Origin of the sequence: Pseudomonas sp. BN607 (assembly GCF_029871175.1) — a bacterium.
In the GTDB taxonomy this organism is placed as follows: Bacteria; Pseudomonadota; Gammaproteobacteria; order Pseudomonadales; family Pseudomonadaceae; genus Aquipseudomonas.
In genome coordinates, this window is the sequence record NZ_SSOE01000060.1 from 8,864 (window position 1) to 33,270 (window position 24,407).

The window sequence follows — 24,407 nt, forward strand, 5'->3', positions numbered from 1 at the left end:
CGCGCAACCTGCGCCTCGATCATGCCGTGCAAGGTTTGTTCAAGGTCGTAGTCAACGGCCGTGGCGTTGAAGTCAACCAGCACCCGCTGGCGTTCCTCAGCCGGCAACACCGGCAAGCGCTGCACTGGCAGGTCCGGTTCGTGCTCCAGTGCCTCGACCATGGCTTGCAGCAACTGCGCCATCTGCCCGCAGATGCGCGCTGCGCCAATCTCGGCCGGGGTCATGGCAACCAGGCGGAAGCCGTCCCCCAAGTCATCCACGTTCAGGCTCAACGGGTAGTTGGTGCGCTCCTGCCCTTCCAGCACTTCGATGCCTTCCCAGCCCCGACGCTGCGTGGCATCGGGCTCGGCGCCGTGGCGGTAGTTGAGCATGGCGCTGAACAGCGGCAACGGTGCAGCAACGCCACTGCAACGCTGGGCCAAGGCCAGCGAGGCATGTTCGTGGACCAGCAGTGCGCTCAGGCGCTGGTGCACGTCCCGGGCCGCGCTGCGCAGGCCACAGTTGGCGAGGTCAACGCGCAGCGGCAAGGTGTTGATGAACATACCCAATGCCCGCTCCGCACCCTCACCGCCCTGGAGGCGGCCGAGCAGCACGGTGCCGAACACCACCCGCTCCTGGCCGCTGGCAGCCGCCAGCAAACGCGCCCAGGCCAAGTGGAACAGGCTGGCGACGCTGATGCCCAGCTGCCTGGCCTGCTGCCGCAGGCGCGTGGCAAGTTCGCCCGAGAGCGGCCGCTTGGCCTCTTGCAGGTCGCGGCCGTCGCCTTGTACGTCACCCAGGCCGAACGGCAGGGTGGGTGCGTCGATATCCGCCAGTTGCGCGCGGAAAAACGCCTCGTGATCGGCCTGGCTGATGCCCAGCCGGGCCTGGGCCACGTAGTTGCGGTATGGCACCGGCTTATGGATGGGTGCCGGGCCGCCTTGCAGATAGGCGCTCAGCTCCTCGCCGACCACTTCCAGGGCGGTGTGATCGAGAACGATGTGGTGGAACTGCAGGGTAGCTTCGATCGGGCCGTCCGCGTCCGTGTACAGCAGGCGGATCAGTGGGGCCTGGGTCAGATCGAGACCTGCGTCGGACTCCGCGCGAGCACGGGGCGCTTGCACAACCGGTGCGACTGCGCGCAGGACCACCTGCACAGGTTGCGGCAGGCCTTCCCAGAGCACGGCAGTGCGCAGCACATCGTGGCGGGCGATGACGTGGTCCAGCGCGTCAGCAAACGCTTGCAGGCGCTCACGGCTGGCGAAACGTAGCCTGGAGTACAGCACGTAAGGGTCATGCTCGGCGCTCAGGTGGTGATAGAGGATGCCCTCCTGTAGCGGCGCCAGTGGATAAATGTCTTGTACGTTGGTAACACCGCCCGGTATCTGGGCGACGATGCGCTCAATGGCAGGCTGGTCGAGCTCGATCAGGCTGAGCAACTGCGGGGTAATTTGCGTGCAGCCTGGCGGGATTCGGTTTTCGGGTACATCTACCTGCTGGTCGGCGCCCAGGGTGGCGGCAAGCGCAGCAATGGTCGGCTGGCCGAACAGCGTGCGCACATCGGCCTGCAGGCCTTCAAGGCGCAAACGTGCGGTCAGGCTCACGGCCAGCAATGAATGGCCGCCCAGTTCGAAAAAGTTGTCGTGCCGGCCGACCTGTCCGATACCCAGCAATTCGCTCCACAGCCGGGCCAGCAAGGTTTCGGTCGGGCCTGACGGCGCCGCGTAGGGCCGCCCGTGCAGGGCCGCATCCGGTGCTGGCAGCGCCTTGCGGTCGAGCTTGCCATTCGGCGTAAGAGGCAATTGCTCGAGGTGGATGTACAGGGCCGGCACCATGTAGTCGGGCAGGTGTGCCTGCAATGCCTGGCGCAGGTCGTCTGCGGGCTGCGCAGTGCCGGTGTAGTAGGCCACCAGCCGGGCGTCCTCGACCGCTAGCACAACTGCCTGGCGGACACCCGCTACCCGGCTTAGGCAGGCTTCGATTTCGCCCGGCTCGATACGCAAGCCACGCAGCTTGATCTGCTGGTCGATACGGCCAAGGAACATCAGGTCGCCGTCCTGGGTCAGCCGCACCAGGTCGCCGCTGCGGTACAGCCGTTCGCCCGCGACAAAGGGGCTGGCAATGAAGCGCTCGGCCTGCAGCTCGGGCAGGCCCAGGTAACCACGCGTCACCCCCGCGCCGCCGATGTGCAGTTGCCCGGCGACACCCCACGGCACAAGCTGGTCATAGGCATCCAGCACATAAAGCCGGGTATTGTCGATTGCCTGGCCGATCGGCAACGGACCTTGGGCCAAGGCGGCGCCGGGCTCCAGTGTCCACACGCTGCAATCGACCGTGGCCTCGGTAGGGCCGTAGACGTTGTGCAGGCGCACCTGCGGCAACTGTTGGCGCACCTGGGCCGCCAACGCTGCGCTCAGCTCGCCGCCGCCGCACACGATGTCGGTCAGCGACGTGCAGTGGCTGCTCTGGGGCTGTTCGATGAATTGCTGGAGCAACGCCGGCACGAACTGCACCACGCCTACCTGCTGCGCCTGGATCAACTGTGCCAGGTAGGCAGGGTCGTGCTGGCCGTTCGGCCGCGCCAGTACCAGGCGCAACCCGCTGCACAGCGGCCAGAACAGCTCCCAGACCGAGGCGTCGAAACTGATCGGCGTCTTGTGCAGCACGCCGCCCGCGGCCGCTGCCGGGCACAGCCGGCGGCTCCACTGCACCAGATTGACCACGTTGCGGTGCTCGACCATCACCCCCTTGGGCAGGCCGGTGGAACCGGAGGTGTAGATCACATAGGCCAGGTGGCGCGGCGTCAGCCCGGCCACGACCGGGTTGCTGGCTGGCTGCCGCTGCCAGCACGGCTGGTCCAGGTCGATCCGCGGCAGCGCTGCGACAGCTGCCACATCACGGGTGGCCGCCTGGACCAGCACTGCCCGCGGGGCACTGTCGGCCAGCATATGGCGCACGCGTTCGGCGGGATAGCCCGGGTCCACCGGCACATAGGCAGCCCCCGCCTTGAGGGTCGCCAGCAGGCCGACCACCAGGCTCAAACCGCGCTCGACACAGATCGCCACACGATCGTCGGGTTTGACGCCCATGCCGATCAAGTGGTGCGCCAGGCGGTTGGCCTGGTCGTTCAGCTGGCGATAGCTCAACTGGCCGTCTTCGGCCACCAGGGCAATGCTGTCTGGCGAGCGCCGTACCTGCGCCTCGAACAGGCTGTGCAACGGCTGTTCCACATATGGCTGCGGCGGATGCCCGGCCAGCAACGCTAGACGCTCGTCGTCTGCAAGCAACGAAAGCTGCTGCACAGGCAGCTGTGGTTGCTGCTCGAGTGCGTCCAGCAGGCCTACAAGCACCTGCTGCAGCTGGCCGCACACGCGCTCGGCGCCCACTTGCGGGGTAACCTGGGCGCTGATGCGCAGGCCGTCGCCCAGGTCATCGACGTTGACGCTGACGGGGTAATTGCCATGCCCGCGTGCGGGCAGCACCTGGATGCCTGCCAGGGCTTGATCGCGCGCCTGCTGCTCGCTGGCGGTGCCGCCGTGGCGGTAGTTGAGCATGGCGCTGAACAGCGGCGCTGGTGCCGCCACCCCACTGCAACGCTGGGCCAGGGCCAGCGAAGCGTGTTCATGCACCAGCAGCGCAGCCAGGCGCTGATGGGCCTGGGTGACCCCTTCGAGCACGCTCACCCCGTGCAGGTCTAGGCGCAATGGCAAGGTATTGATGAACATGCCCAGGCCACGTTCGGCGCCGGCCCCGCCTTGCAGCCGGCCAAGCAGTACCGTGCCGAAGACTACGCTGGATTTACCGCTGGTGGCGGCTACCAGCCGGGCCCATGCCAGGTGCAGCAGGCTGGCGGCACTCACACCCAGTTGCCGGGCCTGGCTGCGCAGGCGCTGGTACTGGGTAGCGGGCAACGTCATGCTGGCCAGCTCAAAGTGCTGGGCCTGGCCCTGCAGGTCGGTCAGGCCGTAGGGCAAGGTCGCTTCGTCGATATCGGCAAGTTGGGCGCGGAAGAAGGCTTCGTGTTCTGCTTCGCTGATGCCCAGGCGGGCCTGGGCCACGTAGTTGCGGTATGGCACAGGCGCCCGGGCAGGCTGCAGGCCGTGCAGGTGGTCGCGGATTTCGGCCAGCACCACTTTCATTGCGGTGTGGTCCAGGACGATGTGGTGGAATTGTAGCGTGGCTTCGACAGGGCCGGCGGATTCGCTACAGCACAGGCGGATCAGGGGCGGTCGGCTGAGGTCGAGCGTGGTGCCGGGTTCTTCACGGCACAAGGTTGCCCCTGCAGCAGGCAGTGCCAGGCTCGCATTGCGCAGTACCACCTGGACGGGCTGCGCCAAGCCCTCCCAGAGCACGGCCGTGCGCAGTACATCGTGGCGTTCGATGACGTTGTCCAAGGCAGCTGCGAAGGCCTGCAGGCGTGCCTGGCTGTCAAAAACGATGGGCCATTGCAGCAGATAGGGATCTTCACCAGCGGCACTCAGGTGGTGGTACAAAATACCTTCCTGCAGAGGTGCCAGCGGGTAGATGTCCTGCACATTGGCAGCGCCACCCGGTACCGCTGCGACGATGCGCTCGATAGCGGCCTGGTCGAGCACCAACAATGGCAGCATGTCGGCGGTGATCTGCGTGCACCCGGTTGGAATGCGGTTTTCAGGCACGAGCACTTGCCGGCCTTGGCCCATCGCAGCCGCCAGGGACGCTACCGTAGGCTGGCCGAACAGCACCCGCACGTCGGTAGGCAGGCCCTGCTGACGCAGGCGCTCGATCAGGCTGACCGCCAGCAGCGAGTGGCCGCCCAGCGCGAAGAAGTTATCGTGGCGCCCTACCCGCTCCACACCCAGCACGTCGGCCCATGTCAGGGCCATCGCGGCTTCGGTTTCACCCTGGGGTGCCTCATAGCCCTGCCCGACAAGGTCGGCCGAGGCCGGTTCGGGTAGCGCGCGGCGGTCCAGCTTGCCATGGCTGGTCAGCGGCAGTTCTTCCAGGCAGATGAAGGCTTGCGGCACCATATGCGCCGGCAGGCTGGCCTGCAGCGCCTGGCGCAGGCCCTCGGTCGCGACCGGTGCGGTTGCGGTGAACCAGGCCAGCAGGCGGTCGTCGCGCACCAGTACCACAGCGTCGCGGATGCCCGGCTGGGCAGCCACGGCGGCCTCGATCTCACCCAACTCCACGCGCGCGCCGCGGATCTTCACCTGGTCGTCGTTGCGGCCAAGGTAGTCCAGGGTGCCGTCAGCGTTCCAGCGCACCAGGTCGCCGCTGCGGTACATGCGTGCGCCCGGCAGGCGGCTGAACGGGTCGGCAAGGAACCGCTGCTCGGTCAGTTCGGGGCGGTTGAAGTAGCCGCGCGCCACTTGGGCGCCGCCGATGTACAGCTCGCCAGTGACACCTGCCGGCACCGGCTGGAGCCGCTGGTCCAGTACGTAGGCACGGGTGTTGGCGATGGGTTTGCCAATGTGCAGTGCACCGCCCGGCAGCAATACGCCAGAGGTGGCGACGACGGTGGTTTCGGTCGGGCCGTAGTTGTTGACCAGGGCGAACCCGGGGTCGCGGTCGAATTGGCGCAGCCGGTCGCCTCCCACCAGCAAGGTGCGCAAGGTCGGGTGCTGCTGGGCACGGTGCAATGCCTGCTCGGCAACCGGCGTAGGCAGGAAACTGACTGTCAATGGCTGCGCCAGCCACCAGTCCAGCAGCTCTTCGACGTGTTCATTGCCGATGTGTGCGGGCGGCAGGTGCACGGTGGCACCGGCACACAAGGCCGGCCACACCTCCCAGGCCATGGCGTCGAAACCGAAGCCGGCCACGCTCGACGTGCGTGCACCGGCTTCCAGGGCAAAAGCCTGGCAATGCCAGTGCACCAGGTTGGCCAGCATATGGTGCTCGACCATGACGCCTTTGGGCTGACCCGTGGAGCCGGAGGTGTACACCAGGTAAGCCAGTTGGTGGGCATCCAGGCCGGGTACCTGTGGGTTCTCGGCCTGGCTGTGGAATGCCTCTGGCTGATCGAGGTCCAGCCGGGGGATTTCGCCTGGCAGGCCGATGATGTGCGCATCGGCCAGCACCAGTTTCGGCGCACTGTCGCTCAGCAGGTAGGCAATGCGATCGGCCGGATACGCCGGGTCGACCGGTACATACGCCGCACCTGTCTTGAGCACTGCAAGCAGGCCGATGATGCGTTCGGCGTGGCGGCCCGTGCACAGGGCAACCCGGTCACCACACTGCACACCATCGGCGATCAGCCGGTGTGCCAGCTGGTTGGCGCGTCGGTTCAGCTCGCCGTAGCTGAGCGCCCGGTCGCCCTGGGTCACGGCAGTGGCATCGGGCGTACTGGCGGCGCGGGCTTCGATCAGGGCATGTACGGTGTGCCCTTGCGGGTAAGCCTGCGCGGTTGCATTGAAGCGGCCAACCAGCTGTTGAAGGGCCTCATCACCAAGAACCGGCAGGCTGGCGAGGGAGGTAGCCTGGCCTTGTTCCAACGCCTGGACCAACTGCGCCACGGCGTTGGCCATCCACATGGCCACCCGCGCCGCGCCGATCGCCGGCAGGGCCAGCACGCTGAAGGTGAAATCGCGGCCCAGGTCGTTGACGCTGAGGGTCAACGGGTAGTTGCTGCGCTCTTCGCCTCCGAGCAGGCGTACCCCCGCCCAGATACCCTCGCCTTCTCGCGGCGCATCGTCGGCGCTGTGGCGATAGTTCAGCAAGGCGCTGAACAGCGGTACCGAGGCCGGAACGCTGCTGCAGCGCTGGGCTAGCGCCAGCGGCGCATGTTCATGGGCCAGCAGCGCCGACAGGCTGCGGTGGGTCGCGCGCACGGCAGCCTGTACCTGCACAGTCGTGTCCACCCGCAGCGGCAGGGTGTTGATGAACATGCCCAAGGCCCGATCAGCGCCCTCGCCGCCTTGCAGACGGCCCATCAGCACGGTGCCGAACACTACGTCATCGCGGCTGGCCAGCACGCCAAGCACACGGGCCCAGGCCAGGTGCATCAGGCTGGCGGCACTGACGCCCAGTTGCCGGGCCTGGTTGCGCAGGCGCAATGCCAGGGCCGGGTCCAGCGCCTGGCTTGCGCTTTCGATATCTCGACCCTCGCCTTGCACATCGGCGTGGCCCAGCGGCAAGGTTGGTTCCGCCACCTCAGCGAGCATTTCGCGGAAGAACGCTTCATGCCCGCCCTGGTCGCTCAGGCAGGCCTGCGCCACGTAATTGCGATACGGCACCGCAGGCGGCAGGGTGTGCCCCTCACCGAACAACAGCGCACGCATTTCCCGGGCGACCACGTCCATGGCGGTGTGGTCGAGGGTCAGATGATGGAACAGCAGAACCGCTACCACCTGGTGGTTGGCGGGGTCCATGCTGTAGTAAAGCCGCGTCAGCGGCGCCTGACCAAGGTCCATGCGGTGATGACGGGCGTCATAACGGGCGTGCAACTGCTCGATGCGGGCGACACCGGGTTGTTCGGGCAGGTCAGTGACTTCGGTGACGCTCAGGTGCGCCTTGCGCCACACCACTTGCACCGGCTGCGGCAGGCCTTCCCAGTGCACAGCGATACGCAGGATGTCGTGGCGATCGATCACCTGTTGCAAGGCGCCCGCCCAGGCCAGCAGCCGTTCGACGCTGTCGAACGCCAGCCGGGTCTGCAGCAGGTAGGGGTCGCCCTGCCCGGCGCTCAGGTGGTGGTAGAGCACCCCCTGTTGCAGCGGTGCCAATGGGTAGATTTCCTGCACGTTGGCCGCACCACCGGGTACGCTGGCGACCACCCGGTCGATCACGGCCTGATCCAGCCGGATCAGGCTGAGCATGTCCGGGGTGATATGCGCAGCATCGGCGGGTACCCGGTTGACCGGCACTTCGACCGCCTGCCTAGCCCCCACTGCGGCGGCCAGCGCTGCCAGGGTCGGCTGGCCGAACAGTACCCGCACGTCGATGACCAGATCGGCCTTGCGCAGGCGCTCGACCAGGGTCACGGCCAGCAGCGAATGGCCGCCCAGTTCAAAGAAATTGTCGTGTCGCCCTACCCGGTCTACCCCGAGCACGTCGGCCCATACCTGCGCCATGGCTGTCTCGGTTGCACCCTGCGGCGCCTCGTACTGCTGGCCAAACAGCGCGCCCGCCGCTGGCTCAGGGAGTGCGTTACGGTCCAGTTTACCGTGGCCGGTCAGCGGCAGCTTGTCCAGGCGGGTGAACGCCAGCGGCAGCAGGTGCGCCGGCAAGCTCCGCTGCAGGGTTGCGCGCAGGGTGAGCGGGTCGACCGGCGCAGTTTCGGTGTACCAGGCCAGCAGGCGTTCGCCGCGCACCAGCACCACCGCATCGGCAATTTCCGGTTGCGCAGTCATTGCCGCTTCGATCTCGCCAAGCTCCACCCGTACACCGCGGATCTTCACCTGGTCGTCGTTGCGGCCGACGTACTCGAGGGTACCCTCCGCGTTCCAGCGCACCAGGTCACCGCTGCGGTACATGCGGGCGTTGGCCTGGGTGCTGAACGGGTCGGGCAGGAAGCGTTGTTCGGTCAGTTCCGGCCGATTGAAGTAGCCGCGTGCTACCTGCGCCCCGCCGATATACAGCTCGCCGGTAACGCCAACGGGGACGGGCTGCAGCCCTTCGTCCAGCACGTAGGCCCGGGTATTGGCAACCGGCTGGCCGATATGCAGGCTACCGCCGGGGGTGATCTGCCCTGAGGTTGCCACCACCGTGGTTTCGGTCGGGCCATAGTTGTTGACCAGGGCAAAGCCCGGATCACGGTCGAACTGGCGCAGGCGGTCGCCACCGACCAGCAAGGTGCGCAGGGTCGGGTGCTGGTGGTCGCGGCGCAGCGCCTGCTCGGCGACCGGGGTAGGCAGGAAGCTCACCGTCAGGGGTTGCTGCAGCCACCAGTCGAGCAACTCTTCGACATGTTCATTGCCGATAGGCTGGGGTGGCAGGTGCAGCGTGGCGCCAGCGCACAGGGCTGGCCACACTTCCCAGGCCATGGCGTCGAAGCCAAAACCGGCGACGCTGGAGGCATGTGTGGCGGCCCCCACGGCAAAGGCCTGGCAGTGCCAATGCACCAGGTTGGCCAAGGCGTGATGTTCGATCATCACGCCCTTGGGCTGGCCGGTGGACCCGGAGGTGTAAACCAGGTAGGCCAGTTGCTGCGCATCCAGGCCAGGTATCAGCGGGTTGCTGTCGTCATCGGCAAAGGCCTCAGCCTGGTCCAGGTCCAGCCGCAGGCGTTCGTCCGGCAAGCCGTCGATGGACGTTTCCGCCAATACCAGCGCGGGGGCGCTGTCGCTCAGCAGGTAGGCGATGCGTTCCGCCGGGTAGCCCGGGTCAACCGGCACGTAGGCAGCGCCGGCCTTGAGCACGCCCAGCAAGCCGACCACCCGGCTGGCGTTGCGCGGCAGGCACAGGGCGACCCGGTCACCCGGCTGAACGCCGCGCGCGATCAACTGGTGAGCCAGCCGGTTGGCCTGGCGATTCAGCGCTGCGTAGCTCAGCGCCTGGCCGTCCTGCGTCACCGCCAGTGCTTCGGGTGCCCGGGCCACCTGGGCTTCGACCAGCGCATGCACGGTCTGGCCTTGCGGGTACTGCCGGCTGCTGTCGTTGAACCGCTGCAGCACCTGCTCGCGCTCTGCCGGCGGCAGTACCGCCAGGGCCTGCAACGGTGTGCCGGGTGCCTGCTCAAGGGCGTCGACCAGGCTGGCCAGCACGTGCTCGAACTGGTTGCACAGGCGTACTGCATTCCATTCGGGCAGGCACTGCACGGTCAGGCGCAGGTCTTCTCCCAGGTCATCGACACTGACGGTCAGTGGGTAATCGGTACGCTCCTCGGCGCCGACGATATCGATGCCGGGGGCCACGGGGATGACTTCGGCGGCATCCCCGGCGTCACTGTGGCGGTAGTTGAGCATGCTGTTGAACAGCGGCGCCGGGGCTGCCACGCCACTGCACCGCTGGGCCAGGGCCAGCGATGCCTGCTCGTGGCCGAGCAAGGCACTGAGCCGGCGATGTGTGGTCAGCAGCCCGTCGTGCACACTGTACTGGCCCAGGTCGATGCGCAGCGGCAGGGTGTTGATGAACATGCCCAGCGCCTGCTCGCCACCATCACCGGTGGTCATGCGCCCCAGCAGCACGCTACCGAACACGACCGCCTGGCGCGCCGAAAGCTGGCCGATCAGCCGGGCGAACCCGAGGTGCAGCACGCTGGCAGGGCTGACCCCGAGTAGCCGGGCCTGCTTGCGCAGGCGCTGGCTGAGCGCGGGTTCAAGGGTCAGACGCGCCTGCTGCAGCGGTATGTCGGGTATATCCTGCAAGCCGAAGGCAAGCGTGGGCTCATCGATATCAGCCAGCATCTCGCTGAAAAAGGCCTGGTGTGCCTGTTCGTCGAGGGCCTGGCGGGCGGCCGCGAGCACATTGCGAAACGGCATGGGGGCCGCCAGCTGTGCCGCTGTGCCAGCCAGGTGCGCCTGGATTTCACGGCGGACGATATCCAGCGCAGTGTGGTCCATGATCACGTGATGGAACATCAGCAGGGCTACCCACTCGTCGCCCTCCCCTTGGGCATGCATCAACTGCATCAGCGGCGCCTGGCGCAGGTCGAGGCGGTAGTGGCGCGGATCGTAACGCCGGCACAGGCCAGCCAGTGCGCTGCGCCCGTTCAGCGGCACGGCCTCGCGCAGCAGTGCCGCTTCGCGCCAAACCACTTGTACGGGGGCATCCAGGCACTCCCAGTGCAAGGCGGTGCGCAGAATGTCGTGACGCTGAATGACCCATTGCAGCGCCTGGGCGAAGGCTTCCAGGTGGGCCTTGCTGGCAAAGTGCAGTTGCACCTGCGACAGGTACGGGTCGCCGTTGCTGGCGGACAGGTGGTGGTAGAGCATGCCCTGCTGCAACGGGGCCAGCGGGTAGATGTCCTGCACGTTGGCCGCGCCACCTGGCACGCTCTCGACGATACGATCAATGGCCTGTTGATCCAGTGTTACCAGGGGCAGCATGTCGGGTGTGATGCGAAATGCCGGGCTGAGCCAGTCGTCATCCTGTTCGGCGAGCATTTCCAGCAAAGCCGGCTTGTGCCGCGACAGTGCCTCCCACAAATGGTCGTCCAGGGTCTCGTCGTCACCCAGGACGATCAGGTCCTGGTCTTCACGCTGGAGTCGGATCGCACGGGTGGAAAGAGCAGCCATCAGTTCGCTGAAGTGCATCGGTAAGCATCCTGCTTTGCCTGAAAATGGGGATGGTGAACACGCTAATGGATCGTGACCGGGCGGTCTGACATGGGAAGCGGGGACAGGGGTGGAATTGGAAGGTAGGTCGTAAGGGTTTGGGGTGGGGCGAATACCGATGCGACCGCTGAAAGCGGCCGCACGCGAATGCCGCAGAACTGGCCCGCCCGGACCGGGTCGGGCGCGTGTTTCACTCGCGAACAGTGCGGGCGATGCGGGATGCCTGCACCGCCACGCACTCAAGCCAAACCCTTCAGATCCGCCGGCGCTTGCCCAAACTGGGAATCGTCGTTTGCGGTACCACCACTTCGACCCGCTCAAGGCGGGTGCTGGCCGCCAGCCCCGCGAGCGTCGGCTGGCTGAACAGCGTCCGGGCATCCACATGCAGGCCGGCCTGACGCATGCGCGCTACCAGGCTGACAGCGAGCAGCGAATGCCCCCCCAGTTCGAAGAAGTTGTCGTCGCGGCCAACCTGCTCGATCTTCAGCACTTCGGTCCAGATCCCGGCCAGGGCTGTTTCCAGCTCACCCTGTGGTGCCTGGTACTCACGGCTGATTACGGCCTCGGCACCGGGTGCCGGCAACGCCTTGCGGTCGACCTTGCCGTTCGGGCTCAAGGGCAGTTCGACCAGGCGCACGAACGCCTGCGGCACCATGTACTCGGGCATACGTGCCAGCAGGTGGCTGCGTAGTGCCTCCAGTGCCGGCGCCTGCCGGCCATCGTTGCAGGTGAAATAGGCCACCAGGCGCTCTTCGCGCATCAGCACCACCACCTGCCCGACCGCAGGGTGCGTGGTTAGCGCGGCCTCGATTTCGCCCAGTTCGACCCGCAAGCCGCGCAACTTGACCTGGAAATCGTTGCGGCCAATGAAGTCCAGTTCACCGTCGGCGCGGTAACGTACCAAGTCGCCGGTACGGTACAAGCGGTCGCCCTCGACAAACGGGCTGGGGATAAAGCGCTCGGCCTCCAGCTGCGGCAAACCCAGGTAGCCTCGCGCCACGCCGACGCCGCCAATGTGCAGCTGCCCCACAGCCCCCAGGGGCACCGGCCGGTCATGGGCATCGAGCACATACAAACGCGTGTTGGCGATCGGCCGGCCAATCGGCGGGGCCTGCGTGGGCAGCGGTGCGTGTGGCGGCAAGGTCCAGGCGGTGCTGTCCACCGTGGCCTCGGTGGGGCCGTAGACATTGTGCAGGCGCACGTTGGGCAAGCACTGTCGCACCCGTTGCACCAGCGCCAGGGTCAGCTCGCCACCGCCACAGAAGATGTCGGTCAAGCTGGTGCACCGTTCGGCATCTGGCTGTTCGAGAAACTGATGCAGCAACGCCGGCACGAACTTGACGATACTCACCTGCTGCGCCTGAATCAGCTGTACCAGATAGGCCGGGTCGCGGTGCCCATCCGGCCGCGCCAGTACCAGGCGCACACCGGCCGTCAAGGGCCAGAACAACTCCCACACCGAACCGTCGAAGGTAAACGGTGCCCGCTGCAGCAAGGCATCGCCCGGGCGTGGCGGGCAGACCTGCGAGCCCCAGTGCATCAGGTTGCACAACCCGCGGTGCTCGATCATCACCCCCTTCGGCGTACCGGTGGAGCCGGAGGTGTACATCACATAGGCCAACTGCCGTGGCCCCAAACCCGGCACTTGCGGGTCGCTAGCCGGGCCGGCCTGCCAGTCGCTGTGGTCAAGGTCGAGCAACGGGCAATGACCGGCAGCAAACAGGCCTTGCGTAGCACCGTGCACCAGCACCATGAGCGGTGCGCAATCCTGCAGCACGTAACGCAGCCGCTCCTGCGGGTAGCCGGGGTCCAGCGGCACGTAGGCGCCGCCGGCCTTGAGCACGCCAAGCAACGCGATCATCAGCGAGACACCGCGCTCGATACACACCGCCACCTTGGTGTCTGGGCCTATGCCATGAGCGATCAGGCGGTGAGCCAGGCGATTGGCCTGGGCGTTCAGGGTCGCGTAATCGAGGCTGACCCCATCTGCCTGCAGCGCGATGGCCTGCGGCGAGCGGCGTACCTGCGCCTCGAACAACCCGGGCAGGGTCTGCCCGAGCGGGCTGCTCAGGTCTGCGCTGGCATTGAGGCCTAGCAACAAATGGCGCAACTCGCCCTCGGGCAGGGTGCAGAGTGTGTGCAACCCTGCATCGCTGTGGCTGGCCAGCGCTTCGCCCAGCTGCTGCAAGGCGTTCGACAGATGGTCCAGTACCCGTTGCGCACCGATTGCACGCGGTGCGCGCACAGCCAGTTGCACCGCAGTTGCCTGCTCGTCCACGGTCAGTACCAGGCCGTGGCTCTGAACCTCGCTGGCCTCGGCCAGCGTCACGCCGGGCAACACCTGACCGAACGGCACGGCCCCCTGGCGATAGTTGATCAGGCTGTCGAACAACGCCGTCCCGGCCGGCAGACCACTGCAACGCTGGGCGAGAATCAGCGGCGCATCCTCATGCCCGAGCAAGGCCGCCAGGCCGGCATGGGTTTCGCTCAGGGCCTGGCGTGGCGTGCGTTGCGCCAGCGTGATCCGCAGCGGCAAGCTGTTGATGAACATGCCCATGGCACGATCGGCCCCAAGGCCGGCCAGGCTACGCCCCAGCAACACGGTACCGAGGACCACCTCGTCGCGCCCGCCCAAGGTGGCCAGCACCTGCGCCCAGGCCAGGTGCAGCAAGCTGGCCAGGCTAGCCCCATGGTGCCGTGCCTGCTGGCGCAACCAGGTGACCCGTTCGGGGTCCAGGCCCAGCTCACGGCTCTCCAGGTCGATGTCGTCGAACGTAGCGCCACCACCCAGGCCGGGGATGGCTGCCTGAGGCTCGATGCCGGCCAGCTGCGCACAGAAAAACACCTCGTGCCCGGCCTGACGTTCGGCACTGGCGCTGGCCGCCACGTAGTCGCGATAAGCGACCGGCCTGGGCAAGTGTTCGCCGCGCCCGGTCATGAAGGCGTCCAGCTCGCCCAAGAGCACTTGCAGGGAAACCGCGTCGTTTACCAGATGATGGAACCGCAGCAGTCCCAGCCAGCACCCGGGCCGGGTGTCTTCGGTACACACCAGCGCCATCAGCGGTGCCCGACGCAGGTCCAATGGCCTTTGCTGCGGGTCAACATGGCTGCGCAGTTGCTCGGCCGGGCCAGGCCAGTGCTCGACCGGCAGGCGTGCATGGCGCCATACCACCTGCTGGGGTTGCTCCAGCCCCTCCCAGCAAAGGCTGGTACGCAGGATGTCGTGGCGGTCGACCACTTGCTGCAACGCTTCGGTAAAGGCGTGCAACTGCGCGCGGCTGGAAAAGGTAAACAACGCCTGCTGCTGGTAGGGGTCGCGTGCATCGGTGACATGGTGGTACAGCAGCCCTTGCTGCAACGGCGCGAGCGGGTAGATTTCCTGCACGTTGCCGGCCCCGCCCGGCACCGTGGCAACGATATGGTCGATCGCGGCCTGGTCCAGCTCGGTCAGCGCCAACAGGTCGGGGGTGATCCGCTGGCAACCCTGTGGCACACGGTTCTGCGGCACCACCCTGGTATCGACCAACGTCACGCTGGCCGCGACGGTGGCCAGGGTCGACTGGCCGAACAGCACTTGCACATTGGCCTGCAACCCCTGCTGGCGCATGCGCTCGATCAGTTGCACGGCCAGCATCGAGTGGCCACCCAGCTCGAAGAAGTGATCCTGGCGCCCAACCCGCTCGACATGCAGCAACTCGGCCCATAGCCGGGCCAACCGCTGTTCGGTTTCACCCTTGGGCGCTTCGTATTCCTGGCACACCTTGGCGCTTTCGTCGGCCGTCGGCAAGGCGCGACGATCGAGCTTGCCATTGGCCGTCAGTGGCCAGTTGCCAAGCCGCACATACGCCCCCGGCAGCAAGGCAACCGGCAGGCGTTGCCGAAGGTGCTCGCGCAACGCACGCGGGGTCACCGGCTGGTCACCGAGGAACCAAGCCTGCAACTGGCCGTCGCGCAGCATTACCACGCACTCGCGTACCGCCGCATGGCTGGCCAGGGCAGCCTCGATCTCAGCCAGCTCAACCCGTACACCGCGGATCTTCACCTGGTCGTCATTGCGCCCGAGGTATTCCAGCGTACCGTCGGCCAGCCAGCGCACCAGGTCACCGCTGCGGTACATGCGTGCGCCCGGCTCGCTGCTGAATGGGTCTGGCACAAAGCGCTCGGCGGTCAGTTCAGGACGGTTCAGGTAGCCCCTGGCAACCCCCCTGCCGCCAATATAGAGTTCACCCGCCGCACCAATCGGTAGCTGCTTACGCTGCTCGTCGAGCACGTACAGCCGGGTATTGGCCACCGGGCCACCGATATGCAACGGCCCGCCAGCCGCCACTTCCCCGGAGCTGGCCACCACCGTGGTTTCGGTCGGGCCATAGTTATTGACCACCCGATAGCGCCGCTCGCGTGCCAGCCGGCGCAGGCGGTCACCGCCCACCAGCAGGGTTTGCAGGGTCGGGTGCAGCTCGCCCTGGGCAAACGCATGCTCGGCCACCGGCGTCGGCAGGAAGCTGACGTCCAGCGGCTGGGCTCGCCACCAGTCGAGCAAGGCATCGATATCTTCGCCACCCTCGCGCACAGGCGCCAGGTGCAGGGTTGCCCCACTGCACAAGGCAGGCCAGACCTCCCAGGCCATGGCGTCGAACCCGAAACCGGCCAGGCACGACTGGTGGCGCCCTGGGCCCAGGTCGAAGGTGCTGCAGTGCCAGTCGACCAGATTGGCCAGCATCCCCTGCTCGACCATCACCCCCTTGGGCAAGCCGGTGGAGCCGGAGGTATAGATGACATAGGCAAGGTCGCCCGGGGATTGTGCCGCAAACACGAACGCCGGGGCGGAGGTGGCGTGCCAGTCGAAGCGATCCAGCTCGATCTGCGGCAGGCCGTGGGCCGGCAGGCGATCAACCAGCCCGGAAAGGGTCAACAGCACGTCAGGTGCGCTGTCTTCCAGCAGGTAGGCCAAGCGCTCGCGTGGATGAGCCGGGTCAATCGGCACGTAGGCGGCGCCGGCCTTGAGCACCGCCAACAGCCCCACCAGGGTGTCGAGCCCGCGCTGGGCGATCAGCGCAACTCGGCGTTCGGGCTTCACGCCCAGGCCAGCCAGGTGTTGTGCCAGCAGTTCGGCACGCCGCTCGAGCTCGCCATAGCTCAGCGCCTGGCCGTTGTGCAGCGCAGCCACTGCGGTTGGCCGGGCCATGGCCTGGGCCTGGATGCGGTGGTGAATCACGCCCGTATCAGCCAAGGGTGTTCGCGTGGCATTCCACTGTTCCAGTGCCGCATGTTCACTGCGGGACAGCAGATCGAACGCGCCAAGCAGCGTCTGCGGCTGCTGCACCCCTTGCGCCAGCACGTGCAGCAGGCGATCGGCCAGCGCCCGCGCTTCATCATCGGTGAACCACGCCCGGTTGTTCACCAGGTGCAGCGTCGCCGCGTCACTGTGGCGGTTGCAACGTAGGTGGATACTCAGCGGCGTCGGTTCGTGGCCGTTGCAGACCATTACCGTGTGGGCAGGCGCGTCAGTGAAGCACAGGGCATTGCTGTCTTCTTCGAACGACACCATCAGCTCGAACAATTGCGGCCGTTCTTCCCGCAGCACCCCGAGGCTACGGTTGAGTTCGCTCAGCGCAAAGCGCTGGTGGCGAAAGTCCTGTTTCAGCGCATCGCGGATACCCTGCACCAGTGCTGCGAACGAACACGCGCGGCCAAAGCCCATGCGCAGTGCGCTGACCTGGGTGAACAGCCCCAGCGTCGACTTGAAGCGAGCATTGCCGCGGTTGCGCACCGGCAGCCCTACCACCCAGTCGTCGCGCTGCCAGGTGCGCGTCACGCACACATGCAACGCGGCCAGTAATACGTGGAACGGCGATGCATGCAGCTCTGCAGCGAGGTGCCGCATGCGCGCCAGCAGGGGGCGATCGAATGATTGCTCCAAGGCACCGCTGGGCAGAGCGTCGCCTGCCAGCAGGCGCTCCCGCGGCGCCAACAGAGCGTCGGGCAACTGCTGGTACCTCGCCAGCCAGTACTCACGATCACGCCCACGGCGCGAGCCCCCCTGATACTGGGCATCGTCCTCGATGAAGGCATGGTAGGAAGGCGCACCCTGTGGCAAAGGCAGGCCTCGTTGCAACAGGCGGTAATGATCGGCGAGCTGCTTGAACCACTGGTCCACACCCCAGCCGTCAAGCACCAGATGGTGCGCCTGCAGCGCCAGCAAGTAGTGTTGTTCGGCCAGGCGAATCAGCGTTGCCCCCCACAGCGGGCCGGCCTCCAGGCTGTAGGGCGTGCGCATCTGCGCGTGCAGCAGATCCAGCGCGGCAGCGAAGGGCTCGGCGGCATGGCGCAGGTCGTGTCTTGCTAGGCGCACGTCCATCTGCGCGGCGAAATACTGGCGGGCAAGCGCACCGTCAGTCACCACCACTGTGCGCAGGCCATCATGCTCGGTGATCAGGTGCTGCATCGCTTGGCTGATCTGCTCGGCATCCACCCTGCCCCGCAGTTCGACATAGGCGCCGATGTTGTACAGCGGCGAGTTGCCGTGGCTGATCTGGTCCAGCCAGATGTCCCGCTGGGCAACGGTCAGGGCAAAGGTTTCGACGGCAGGCATGATTCGACAGGTCCTTCTGGTTGATCATCCGCGGATTCAAGCATTGCTGCCCATGGCCGTATGCCCCAATAAACCCGGACAATCCTCGCCGGGGGCATGCTGCTTAAAAACGTGTAGGACATTTGCCACAGCGTGCTACCCCCGATGGCCTACGGCACACGGTATACGCCACGATCAGGGCGAATTCGCCACGCTTCTGGCGTCAACTTGCTGGCTATTGATCCTTCGGCCCCACTGCCCCCTCGCCCCACGGCAACCCGACAGCCTCGAATCGATGCCATTTTCTGTCCCGGTTTTCCATTACAGACGCCTGCCCGGCAGCGGGCTTGAATACGGCACCAAGCCCATGGAGGACTCGACCGCGAGACCACCCGCTGCAATCACCAGAACCGAGGAATACATGGAATGATGCTGACCGACAGCCGCGAGTACCGCCCTGATCCACAGCTGTATCTGCAACTGGGCGAACTGATTGCCAGGACTGGCGCCGCGGGTTTTGCCGATCAGATGTTGCGCCTGGTCGAAGCACAAGTGCCCATCCACCGGCTTGAACTCAGCGAATGGACCCTCGACCCACACCAGGCCCATGCCAGTCAGATCGAAGTGCTGGGCAGCGCCGGTGCGGCCAATGCCCGGCCTGCTGCGCAAAGCCTGCGCCAACCCCTGCTGCAGCGCATCATGCAAATGAAAGACCCGTTGCTGATCGAATTCAGGGCACCGCCCGGCCCGCTGCATCCGCGCCAGAATGCTCACCAATGCCACCTGGTGTCCTGCAGTGGCAGCAAGCGCTGGGTGATCAGCTTTCATCGCTCACCTAGCCAGCGGGCATTCTCCCTGAGCGAGTTGTCGCAACTGAAGAGCTTGTCCGACACCCTGCTGCCCTTGGTCGAGCACCATGGGCAACTGCTGGAGCAAGGGTCTATGCGGCGTAGCGGATCGCCGTTGGCGGAGATTGAAGCAGGTTCGCTGCGCCAGTCGTTTGGCGAACGCCTTGCGCAGGAAGCCGTGCGGCTGTCGAGCCGGGAACAGGAGGTTTGCCTGGGCCTGTTGACCGGCGGCACCGTGCCAGAGATGGCGCAGCGGTTGAATGTGAAAACCAGCTCGGTCGAAACCTACCTCAAGCGAGCCACCGCCAAGCTGGGAGTCAGTGGTCGGCATGGCCTGGCGAAATGGATGGCCAGTGCCTGAAAGCGAGAACCCGCAATGCCCCGACATGCGCTTACTGTATTTGCCGCGCTGCTGTGCGGTTGTTCGCTCACCCCCGCCTACCAACCCCCTGCGCCCCCAGTGCCTGGGCAGTTCCCCCAGGGGCCGGCCTACACTGGCGACTCGCAGATCCATCAGGCTGCAGACGACTGGCAGCAGGTGTTTCACGATCCGCTGTTGCGTCAGCTGATCAGTAACGCCCTGGTCAACAACCGCGACCTGCGCACTGCCGTGCTGAACGTCCAGGCCTACCAGGCGCAATACCGCATCCAGCGCGCCGACCTGCTGCCTAAGGTTTCTGCTACTGGCCAGGGGGAGCGCGAGTATCTGCCAAGGGGCGTGACCGGCACCGGCCAGGGTGTGATCAGTTCGACCTATGCCGCCACGCTGGGGGTGAGCGCCTACGAGCTTGACCTGTTTGGCCGCGTCCGCAGCCTTAGCGACCAGGCCTTGCTGACTTACCTGGCCAGCGAAGAGGCACGCCGGAGTACCCGTCTGAGCCTGGTGGCCAGTGTCGCCAGCGTGTACCTGACCTGGCGGGCCGACCAGGAACTGCTGACCCTGGCCAAGGAGACCCTGGCGGCGGATGAACGCAGCCTGCGTCTGACCCGCAACCAACGCCGCGCTGGCACGGTTTCGGCCCTGGACCAGATCCAGGCGCGTACCAGTGTCGACAGTACCCGTGCGGCAGTGGCTCGCTACAAACGCCAGGTGGCGCAGGACCACAACCAGCTGACGCTGCTGGTAGGCGCGCCGGTTTCCGCTGACCTGGCCGCCCTGCCCCTGGCGGCCGAGCAGATTGCCGGGCTGCCCGCCGGGTTGCCCTCCGACCTGCTGCAACGCCGGCCGGACATTCTCCAGGCCGAGTACCAGCTGCGCGCGGCCAATGCCAACATCGGCGCGGCGCGCGCAGCGTTCTTCCCCAGCATCAGCCTGACCGCCAATACCGGCAGCACCAGCCCGCAGCTCAACGGCCTGTTCGATGCCGGCTCTGGCACATGGCTGTTCCAGCCGCAGATCAGTGTGCCTATTTTTACCGCTGGCGGCCTGCAAGCCAGCCTTGACTATGCCCGGTTACAGAAGGACGTCCAGGTGGCGCAGTACGAAAAGGCCATCCAGCGCGCCTTCCAGGAGGTGGCCGACGGCCTGGCCGCGCGCAGCACCTACCAGCGGCAACTGCAGGCGCAGCGCGAGTTGGTGGCATCGAGCCATCGCTATTACGACCTGGCCGACCACCGCTACCGGATTGGCGTGGACAGCAGCCTCACCTTCCTTGACGCGCAGCGCTCGTTGTTCAGTGCCCAGCAGGGGTTGATCAACGACCGCCTGGCGCAACTGGTGGCGGAGGTGAACCTGTACGCTGCATTGGGTGGCGGGTGGCAGGAGGATGCGGTGACACCACAGACGCTGAGCATGCAGGCTGCGCACCCGCCGCGCAGGGGACTAGACTGAACAGAACCAGGTAACCGGGGGGCTGCCACACGTGGAGGTGTGCGATGAGCCAGTTCAAACGTCTGTTCGTCATGCTCGGCCCGCAAATGCGTCATACGCCTGCGCTGCAACGCGCTGCGGCGTTGGCGGAATCCAGCGGTGCCCTGCTGGATATCAACGTGTTCGTCGACGACGTCGACACCTTTGGCCTGATGAGCGATGGTCGTGAGCGCGAGCGGCTGCTCAGCGACAACCGCCAATGGCTGGCCGATGAGGCCGAACAGCTGGGCAATGCCGGCCTGGACGTATCCACCGAGCTGTTGCTGACCCGCGACCCGCTGGGCAGCGTGCTGGAGCGCGTCGAACGGTTGGGGTGCGACCTGCTCATCAAGGACGTGCAGCACGAGCCTATACTCAAGCGCCTGCTGGTTACGCCACTGGACTGGCAGTTGCTCAAGGACAGCCCGGTCGCCGTGCACTTGGTTAGCGACATACGCCTGCCCTTGCCTCGGCAAATTGCGGCTGCGGTGGACCTGAACAGCCTGGGTGCAGGCGAACACCTGGACGAGCAGGTGATCCACTGCGCCCATGCCCTGGCCCTGCAGTGCAACGCCGAACTGCACCTGCTGCATGTGTGCGACGCGGCCAAGACCCACATGGCCGATTTCGGCGCAGGCACCGTAACCATGCCGGGCTTCGATAGCAGCGTGCGTACCGCGCAGCGGGCGGCGTTCAACCGCTTGGGCGATCACCATCAAATCCCGCTCGAGCGCCGGCACTTCGTCGAAGGGGCCGCGATCAGGGCAATTGCCGAGTTCGTCGGCCACAGCCGGGCCGATGTGATCGTGATGGGCAGCCATCGGCATGACGCCATGCGCACGTTCCTCGGCGGGACCACGGCGCATGTGCTGGACCATCCGTTGTGCAATGTGCTGGCGATCAAGGCTGCCCGCTGATGGTCCGGGTTCTTCGCGGGCATGCCCGTGAAGAACCCTGAACAGATGAGGCTGGCTGGTATCTGGTACACCAGTTCTACTTAAAAATAATGCATTTGATAATGATTCGTAGTAGTTTCGCGGCGCGTCTCCACCCTATCCCTCAGCGCCCTACTCCAGGATCGTACCGTCGATGCGTCGCACGTTCGTTTCGCTTTGTGTGCTTCATGCTGTCTCCCCGCTGGCCTTTGCCGAGCCTGAAACGCTCGGCGACCCCGCCCAGATCGAACTCCAGGCCCTGAGCATCACCAGTACAGCCGACAGCGAGCGCGCCGATGGCCCGGTAGTGGGCTACAAGGCCAGCCGCTCGGCCAGCGCAACCCGCACCGACACGGCGCTGCACGAAACACCGCAATCGGTCAGCGTGGTGCCCAAGACCGTACTTGAAGACACCGGTGCCACACGCCTGCAGGACGGCCTGGATTACGCCGGTGGCGTCGGCCGCGCCAACAATTTCGGCGGCCAGGGCCTGACCACCTTCACCGTGCGTGGTTTCACCACCGGTGAGTTCTACCGCAACGGCTTCCCGATCAACCGCGGCTACCCCAACGCACCGGATGCCAACACCGTCGAGCGCCTGGAAGTGATCCGTGGCCCGGCCAGCAGCCTGTATGGTCGGGGTGACCCGGGCGGTACGTTCAACGTGGTCAGCAAGCAGCCACTGCCCGAGTCCAAGGTCACCCTCGGCAGCCAGTTCGATGACCAGGGCATGCACCGCGCTACCCTCGACGCCACCGGGCCGCTCAACCAGGACGGCTCGCTGGCCTACCGGCTGAACCTGCTTGGCGAAGGCGGTGACAGCTTCCGCGATGACGTCGAAAGCGAGCGCTATGATGTGGCGCCAGTGGTCAGCTGGCAGGTCAACGACAGCACGAAGATCGTCTTCGAAGGCGACTTCATGCGCAACAACCACCCGCTGGACCGCGGCCTGACCCGCTACGCCACCCAAACCGGCAGCGCCTCGCGCGACACCTACATCTGGGAAAAAGGCAGCGACAACCTGCTGCATAACGACAACAACATGGCGCAGCTGCGTTTCGAGCACCTGCTCAATGACAACTGGTCGCTGGCTGGCGGGTTCCAGTTCCTCGATGGCTCGCTCAAGGGCAACGCTGTCGAAGCCAACGGCGCACCGGCAGATGGACGCACGCTGCAGCGCAACTTCAACTACCGCAAGCTGGAGTGGACCGACCGCGACTGGCAGCTGAACCTGACCGGGCATTTTGACACCGGCAACTTCAGCCATACATTGTTGACCGGGGTTGAATACGAGAACTACGGCTACAACTCGATCATCCAGCGTTCCTCGGCCGCCTACCCGATCGACATCTACAACCCGGTACTGGGCCAGCCGCGTCCGGCCCTGGACCGCACCACCACCTGGGACAAGGAAAACCTGCAGACCTGGGCGGTGTTCATCCAGGACCAAGTGGCCCTGACCGAGCGGTTGAAGGCATTGGCAGGCGTGCGCTTCGAGCGTTTCGAGCATGACTATGACAACAAGCTGAACAATGCAGGCGATTTCAGCAAGGGCGAAAACGGCGTCACACCCCGCCTTGGCTTGGTCTACGACCTGACCGATACCCTGGCGGTGTACGCCAACACCGCACGTTCGTTCAAACCCAATACGGGCACGCCCGCCAGTGGCGGTGGTTTTGACCCGGAAAAGGGCAAATCCTATGAGCTGGGGGTGAAATGGGAGTCACTTGACCGCCAGTTGAGTGTCGACGCGGCGATCTACCACATCGTCAAGGAGAACGTACTGACCAACGACCCGAACGACCTTACGGGTACTTACAAGGTCGCGGCCGGCGAGGTGCGCAGCCGTGGCCTGGACATCAACGTCGCTGGCAACCTTACCCCCGAATGGCGCGTGATCGGTGGCTATGCCTACGTGGACGCCGAAGTCACCAAGGACACCACCCTGCCCACGGGAACGCGCCTGGCCAATATCCCGCGCAACACCTTCAGCCTGCTCAACACCTATGAGTTCCAGGATGGTCGGGTCAAAGGCCTTGGCCTGGGGGTGGGCGTGAAGTATGTAGACGACCGTGCCGGGCAGACGTCGGCAGCCACCTACACGATGGAGCGCTACAGCGTTGTCGACCTGTTGAGCTTCTACAAGGTCAACGAACACGTGCGATTGAATCTGGACGTGAAAAACGTGTTCAACAAGGGGTATGACGAGGGGGCGTTCAACAGCTACGTATACCCCGGCGCACCGCGCACGGTGCAGGCCGGCGTTTCCTATACCTTCTGAATTGCCGGGGCCGCGCTGCGGCCCCGTCATGTCAGAAAGCTCTGCTGTAGAACAGCGAGTACGACTCGATGCCGTCGTTTGGCTGCTTTATCCCGGCGTTGGAATAGTGCATGGCGCGGATGCCTACCTTCTGTTCTCCCGGCAACTTCAGGCCAAAGCCGATACGGTCTTCGAAGTTGACCGCCGACCCCAGTTGCTGGTCGCCCACGTCGGTCTTTGAAAATGCGGCCAGGCCAATACCGGCTTCGATGTAAGGCGTGTAGGTGAAGCCGCTGAACTCATACGTGAACACCGGGCTGAACGACAGCGAATGGGCACCGCTGGCATCGCCACCTTCCCAATAGGTGTAGGCCGCATCCCAGTAACCGCTCACATGGCCAGTGCTGCTTTCCAGCCATTTCTTGTCCCAGTCGAACGACATGCCGATACGATAGGTCATGTCACCTTGGCTAGTAGCGCCCACAGCGCCTGATATCTGCGCAGCCTGGACCAGATCGGCCCCGGCAAAGGCCAGCACTGCAACGGCCAGCGAAGCAGCTAGACGGGTTTTCATCAACGACTCTCCTGATGGTCTACACGGCAAGCGGGGGCTTGGGCCCCTCGATGTTTTGCGCTGACCGGTGCATCCAGACCGGTCATACGAAGTAATACTTTTCTGATTATTGTCCAGATAATCAGAAAGTTGAAAGTGAAATGCCACTATTGGCTAAAACACTGGGTAAAGATGTGCCTTGCCGGGCACAGGCATT

The 24,407-nt window shown here is 65.6% G+C and carries 7 protein-coding genes; 4 read left to right on the top strand and 3 right to left on the bottom strand.

Annotated features, from left to right (window positions below; genetic code table 11):
- Together E8E68_RS16835 and E8E68_RS16840 are read right to left on the bottom strand one after the other, a co-directional pair.
- Positions 1-11,153, bottom strand: an 11,153-nt coding sequence (locus tag E8E68_RS16835) for a non-ribosomal peptide synthetase (RefSeq protein ID WP_280343349.1), incomplete at its 3' end; no start/stop codon positions are given.
- Between the two features lie 274 nt (positions 11,154-11,427).
- A complete protein-coding gene (locus E8E68_RS16840) occupies positions 11,428-17,766 on the bottom strand; it encodes a non-ribosomal peptide synthetase (RefSeq protein ID WP_280343003.1) in 6,339 nt (2,112 codons plus the stop codon).
- Positions 17,767-18,171: 405 nt separating this feature from the next.
- Between E8E68_RS16840 and E8E68_RS16845 the strand changes: the two genes are divergently transcribed.
- The 4 genes from E8E68_RS16845 to E8E68_RS16860 all read left to right on the top strand — a co-directional run bounded on the left by E8E68_RS16845 (position 18,172) and on the right by E8E68_RS16860 (position 23,658).
- Positions 18,172-18,954, top strand: coding sequence for a helix-turn-helix transcriptional regulator (locus tag E8E68_RS16845; RefSeq protein WP_266029648.1), 783 nt, complete (start codon positions 18,172-18,174; stop codon positions 18,952-18,954).
- A gap of 15 nt (positions 18,955-18,969) precedes the next feature.
- Positions 18,970-20,424, top strand: a complete 1,455-nt coding sequence (locus E8E68_RS16850) for an efflux transporter outer membrane subunit (RefSeq protein WP_266029647.1) — start codon at positions 18,970-18,972, stop codon at positions 20,422-20,424.
- A 44-nt stretch (positions 20,425-20,468) separates the two neighbouring features.
- Positions 20,469-21,359 carry a universal stress protein gene (locus E8E68_RS16855; protein WP_266029646.1) on the top strand — a complete coding sequence of 297 codons (891 nt, stop codon included), beginning with the start codon at positions 20,469-20,471 and terminating at the stop codon, positions 21,357-21,359.
- 172 nt (positions 21,360-21,531) lie between these two features.
- Positions 21,532-23,658, top strand: coding sequence for a TonB-dependent siderophore receptor (locus tag E8E68_RS16860; RefSeq protein WP_280343011.1), 2,127 nt, complete (start codon positions 21,532-21,534; stop codon positions 23,656-23,658).
- A gap of 31 nt (positions 23,659-23,689) precedes the next feature.
- On the opposite strand, the gene E8E68_RS16865 is transcribed toward E8E68_RS16860, so the two are convergent.
- Positions 23,690-24,211: an acyloxyacyl hydrolase gene (locus tag E8E68_RS16865; protein ID WP_110745274.1), complete on the bottom strand. Its 522-nt coding sequence runs from the start codon at positions 24,209-24,211 to the stop codon at positions 23,690-23,692.
- Positions 24,212-24,407: the final 196 nt, after the last annotated feature.